The sequence below is a fragment of the Streptomyces canarius genome, from assembly GCF_014650735.1.
Classification (GTDB): domain Bacteria; phylum Actinomycetota; class Actinomycetes; order Streptomycetales; family Streptomycetaceae; genus Streptomyces; species Streptomyces olivaceoviridis.
Genome location: NZ_BMVN01000133.1, coordinates 1 through 5,535 on the forward strand (window position 1 = coordinate 1; position 5,535 = coordinate 5,535).

The window sequence follows — 5,535 nt, forward strand, 5'->3', positions numbered from 1 at the left end:
GGAGGCGTCCAGCGTCTTCAGGAACGGCACGATCCCGTTGGAGTGCCCGTTCGTCCCCCGGATCAGCGAACCACGCGAGCGGATACGGGAGTACGACAGACCGATGCCACCGGCGTGCTTCGACAGCTTCGCCACCTGGTGGTAGCGGTCGTAGATGGAGTCCAGCTCGTCCAGGGGCGAGTCGAGCAGGTAGCAGGACGACATCTGCGGGTGCCGTGTACCGGAGTTGAAGAGTGTGGGGGAGGACGGCAGGTAGTCCAGGCGGCTCATCAGGCCGTACAGCGCCGCGACTTCGTCCACGGAACGGGTCGTATCGTCCTCCGCCAGACCGCTCGCCACCCGCAGCAGGAAGTGCTGGGGCGTCTCGACGACCTTGCGGGTGACCGGGTGACGCAGCAGGTAGCGGCTGTAGAGGGTGCGCAGGCCGAAGTAGCCGAAGCGGTCGTCGGCCGTACGGTCGACCAGCGCGTCGAGGCGCTCGGCGTGCAGCCGTACGAACTCGGCGGTGCGGTCGGCGATCAGGCCCTCGCGGTGGCCGACCCCGATGGACTCGGTGAAGGACGTCACGCCCTGCGAGGCGGCCTCGTCCCGGATGGCGAGGGTCAGCAGCCGGGCGGCCAGCTTGGAGTACGCGGGGTCCTCGGAGATCAGCCCGGCGGCGGCCTCCGTGGCCAGCTCCCGCAGCTCCGCCTCGTCGGCCCGAGCGGACCGGCCGCGCAGCGCGGCGGCGGCGACCCGCCCCGGGTCGGCGTCGGGCAGGTCGGCGGTCAGCTCGGTCAGGGTCCGCAGCAGCGCGGCACCGGGACCGTCGGTCTCCAGTTCGCTGACTGAAGCCGGGTCGGCTGGCGCGATGGTCACGTGGGGCTCTCCCTCGCTCGGCACGGGGCCTGGCGGAAGGCAGGGGCAGCCACGAGCGCGCACGGCGTCGCGTCCACCGGCCCACTCCACGAGGCCCGGACGTCAGAACCACCCGGGCCTGGACGGCCGGGTGCACCGCCGGCAGGTCTTCGGACTCGACAGGCGTGCGCAGGCACGCGAGTACACCGTTGCGGGACAGTTCCGGATTCGCACCGGATTCCCCTGCGACGACAGCGAGGACGAGCATACATCTAGTGCCGGGCTGCCATGTCACCCCCAGATATAGTGTCGACCTGGCCTCAGAGGGTCAACTCGTGCGCGAGGAGCGTGATGTCGTCCCGGCCCGGGAGGGGATTCCGGTCCCGCTCGGTGGGGCGCGGACGAAACCGCGGCGGGTGGAGATGCGGTGGTGGGCGGTGCGCAGGGTCCGCTGGGTGGAGAGGACCACGCGCACGCAGCCCTCGGTGGCCCGCGCTCGCTCGACGCGGGCCCGCACCAGCGCCTCGCCGGCCCCCTGACCCGGGGCCGCGAGGGAGACCGCGAGCATCCGGATCTCCGCCTCTCCCGGGCCCGCGAGGTCGGTCATGGGTCCGCCGCCGGAGCGGACGAAGGTGACCCCGCCGAGGAGGACGCCGTCACGAACGGCCACGAGGACGTCCGCGGCGGCGGCCCGCTCGGCCACGTCCCTCAGCTCGCCGAGGTACCAGTCGCTCTCGTCGAAGGCGAGGAGGCCGTCATCCAGGTGGGCCTCGGCGGTGAGCTCGCCCAGGTCGTCGTACTCGCCGGGAGCGGCCCGCCGGATCACGAAGTCCAGGACACCGAGTCTGCCCGAGGGGGCCGGCGGGGCTCCCCGGGAATCCGGAGGGGGCGCTTGCCGGGTTGCGAGGCGGAATGCCCATGTTTTCATGGAAGTAGGTGCTTTGTGGGGTCCTCCGTGCCGAAATCTGGTCTCGGAAGGAGAACGCACGATGACGAGAATCGTCCGTCACCCACCAGGCAAGGAGCGGCCACCCAACGCGCCGATGGCGACGCTGTACGAGAGACGGGCGTGGCGCCGGGTCAGACGGTTCTTCCTGTCCCACTGGCACTATCTGACCATCAGGCTGGAGGCCCGCCTCGACACCACCCGCCCCCGGAAGTGGCGCAGATGGGCCTCGTACACCAATGTGAACCGGGTTGTCTGGGCCCTTGCCGCGCTCGCCGTCCTCGCGTGGGTCAGCGAGGGCGTGTACATCCTGATCTCGCACCACACGACGGGGTTCGAGTCGTGGCGGAAGGACAACCCGGGCTTCGACACCCTTCTCCGCTTCGTCGGTCCGGTCCTCTCCGCTTCGATCGCCGCCGCCCTCTTCCTGTTCTTCTGGTACTGGTGGACCAAGCGGCGCTACCTCGTGAAGGCGCGGAAGCATCCCCGCAAACTGGTGCCCACCGCCGGCCCCGACATCGCCGAGATCGTGGGCCGCGAGGAGATCGTCCGGGTCATCGCCCAACGGCTGCGGCAGCGTGAGACCCGCAGGCCGTATCTGCTCGTCGGCGGTGTGGGCACGGGCAAGACGGCCGTCCTGGTGCGGCTCACCGAACTGCTCGCCCGGCAGCACGCCGTTCCCGTGCCGATCCGGTTGCGGGATGCCACCGGCGCCGATCTGAACTTCGAGCGCATGGCCAGGGAACGGTTCGCCGAGGAAGCCCCCCGCGGCATCCTGGCACGCACCAAGAACGACCGGGTCTGGCAGCAACTGCTCGCCGACGACAAGGTGGTCGTCATCGCCGACGGCCTGGAAGAGGCGGTCCTCGACGAGCGCCTCCAGGAGGACAGGGACAACATCATCCGCAGGGCCATCGAGCGCGCCCATGCGGAGAAACTGCCGCTCGTCATCGCGTCCCGGCCGCACAGTCCGCTGGAGAGCACCCTCGCCGCGATCGTGGAGCTGGAACCGCTCAGCGAGGAGGAGGCGTTGTGCTTCGTCGAGGCCCGGATCCCGGAGACGGACGAGCGCCGCGTGGACTGGATCGTGGAGACCGCGGAGGTCACGGAGTCGCCCATCTACCTCCAGATCGCCCGCGAACTGCACCACCACGGCGACCTGGAACGTGACCGTCCGCGCAACGACAAGGACCGGCTGGACACCCGTAGCTGGGACCGCAGCACGCTGCGGCTGTGGCTGCTGGAGACATGGGATCTCGCCGTGCGGGAGGGCCGGCTGCGCGGGGACGTCGAGCTGAACCCGCAGGAGCGCCGTGACACACTGGAGGTGGTATCCGCGCTCGCCTGCATAGGACTGCTCCAGGACAAGCTGGAGGTCGGTTTCGCCGAGTTGCTGGACGACGACGTACACCCTGGTTTGGCACGGCGGACGTGGGCCCGGGCGGAGCACCTGTGGGCCAGGAGACCCAATTTCGAGCAGTGCGACAAGCGAGGAGGGAACGCCTTCTCGGAGTGGCACCGGGAACGGATCTGGGACACGCTCAGCGACCATCTGAGCCAGGAATACAAAGAGCGTCTGACCAAGGGCGACATGGGCCAGTGCCAGACCACGTTCGCCCACCTGGCGGCCAACGCGAACAAGCTCCAGCTGGTGGAGAGCTTCGAGAAGAGGGTGCGCTTCCCCCACAGCATCATCCAGGCATACCTCGGCTTCCGCCTGCTGCGGCACCTCGACGAGCGCGACGCCGGCGAGCTGATCGAGCAGGCGCTGCGCCCGCCGGGTCCCAGCCGTGAGCTGCTCATCGCCGCGGTGATGCTCTCCCGTCACCGGGTGGCGAAGCTGTCGGCCAAGGGAGGCAGTATCGGGGCGGAGTGCGAGAAGACCTGGGCCGAGCTGGTGCGGCGCGCCCCCGTGTACGGCCACCCCCTGGCCGAGCGGCTCTTCATGGCCGCGAACCACCGTGCCGACGAGCCCAAGGCCCTCGACCTGTACGCGGCGGCCCTGGAGGTCGACAGCGTGGAGCGCCGGCCACGACTGCTGTGGGACATCGTCGAGCGGGTGCACAGCCGCTGGTCCGACATCAAGGGCGACCACCGCACCGTCGAGGACGCGAAGCTCGCACTGCTCAAGCAGCTCGGCACGGCACTGCGTGCGGCCTCGGAGAAGACCGACACCATGCAGCTCTACGACCACCTCTTTCACATCGGCAAGGCGGAGCACTCGCACTCCGTACGCCTGGCGGTCGCCCAGGAGTTCGGCAGTGGCGGAAACCACGCGTTCGCCTTCATCCGGGAGAAGATCGGCCTGAACACCGACCCCATCAGGGAATACAACAAGGAGGTCGGCAAGCTGAGAGCCGGCAAGAGGGACCGGTACCAGGAGTGGACCGGGAGGATGGGGAAGGCGATGGCCTCCCGTGCCTCCTCGCGGGACGAGTCGTCCGCGGAGGTCGACCGGCTCCAGGAGGAGCGGAAGGAGATCAAGCAGCAGTACCGCAAGGCCCGTGTCGAGCTGTCCAGGGAGTTCATGATGCGGGCCTGGATGCTCCCCATGCTCCTGGGCTCCGTCGACGACGCCCACCGTGAGGAGGCCCGGGGCCGTCTCACCAAGTGGCTGCGTCATCTCGATCCGAAAGACACCCATGGCACCCCCGACCTGCCCCTCCCCTTGGAGGCCGCGCTGGCCCAGGGCTTCAAGTTCGCGGCCAACCGGCGCAAACGCCACCCCTACTCGTACCCGGGCAGCCGGGCCGATCTGATCCGGCAGGCGGAGACCGTGCTTCAGCAGTCACGCTGCTGGTACACCCAGGTGACGCTCCTTCAGGCGCTGTGCCTGTGGGAGCTCCCGGACAGCGTCGGCCGCCATGAGCAGGACGCGGACAACGCGGTATGGCGGGAGGACGACGTCGACGGTTCCTGCGAGCCGTCCGGGACGATCGGTGGGAGCAACGCGGTGCAGACGGTGCAGCGCTGGCTGTCGATGGCGGGCACGGTGAACGCCGCGCCCGGATGGCCCGGCAGCGACGGTGACGCGCCCCGGCGGGTCCTGCATCCGTTCGTCGCCGAGGCGGGCGACCTGGTGGCCATGGCACTGGAGACCGGGCGGCCCGAACGCTTCCTCTGGATCGACGAGAAGACCGTCACCGACAACGTGGGCTCGCGCACCGGAAACAACCGCGGCTACCGCAAGCACAACCTGTGGATCCCGCCCTCCGCCGGCTGGAGCACCCTCGACGGGCGTGCCCAGCGCCTCGTCGCCGACGTGCTGATCATGCTGAACCTGATCGAGCGGGACGGATATCCGGGTGAGGTCGAGGAGCGCATGCTCCGCGCCGAGCGGCCCGGCATGCCGCTCCCGCCGTGCATCGCCACGAACCGCGAGCCGCTACGGCCCGATCTGCGGCCCGGCACCTCCGCCCCGCCCCCGCCGGGCAGCGCCTGTCTGCCCGACTGCAAGTTCCAGCTCTGCCCGTACCCGCCCCGGGGCGGTGTTCCCCGGGGCGAGATCCGCGAGCCCTTCTGCCGCCAGCAGCAGGTCCTTCTGCCCGGCCCGATACGCCGGAAGCTGCCCAGGACCGTGCACCGGAAGACACCCCCTTGGGTGAGCATGCGGGTCCGCGAACTGGACGGCTTCTGGGACGCGATGGCCGGGCGCACGCGCGACTGAGCGCCCGACCGAGGCGTGGGCTAGTGAGCGCTTCCCGCGGTGGCCGGGGGAAGTTCCACCTGGACGCCGGGGTCGCCGGCGTCGG

Annotated in this window: 2 protein-coding genes, 1 pseudogene and 1 riboswitch; of the genes and pseudogenes, 1 reads left to right on the forward strand and 2 read right to left on the reverse strand. The window is 70.0% G+C overall.

Features of this window, described 5'->3' with window-relative positions; genetic code table 11:
- Together IE294_RS46190 and IE294_RS46195 are read right to left on the reverse strand one after the other, a co-directional pair.
- A partial coding sequence (locus IE294_RS46190) for a ribonucleotide reductase N-terminal alpha domain-containing protein (RefSeq protein WP_189895304.1) occupies nt 1–858 on the reverse strand: 858 nt, incomplete at its 3' end.
- A gap of 123 nt (nt 859–981) precedes the next feature.
- Nucleotides 982–1,140: riboswitch (cobalamin riboswitch) on the reverse strand.
- A 17-nt stretch (nt 1,141–1,157) separates the two neighbouring features.
- A pseudogene (locus tag IE294_RS46195) lies at nt 1,158–1,672 on the reverse strand (GNAT family N-acetyltransferase).
- Between the two features lie 154 nt (nt 1,673–1,826).
- Here IE294_RS46195 and IE294_RS46200 point away from each other — a divergent pair.
- Nucleotides 1,827–5,450 (forward strand): NACHT domain-containing protein, encoded by a 3,624-nt coding sequence (locus tag IE294_RS46200; RefSeq protein WP_189895305.1) that lies wholly within the window; start codon nt 1,827–1,829, stop codon nt 5,448–5,450.
- Nucleotides 5,451–5,535: the final 85 nt, after the last annotated feature.

What these genes read in the sequence shown, in the direction of transcription:
- IE294_RS46200 (WP_189895305.1), top strand. Translation starts at nt 1,827, where the DNA reads ATGACGAGAATCGTCCGTCACCCACCAGGCAAGGAGCGGCCACCCAAC.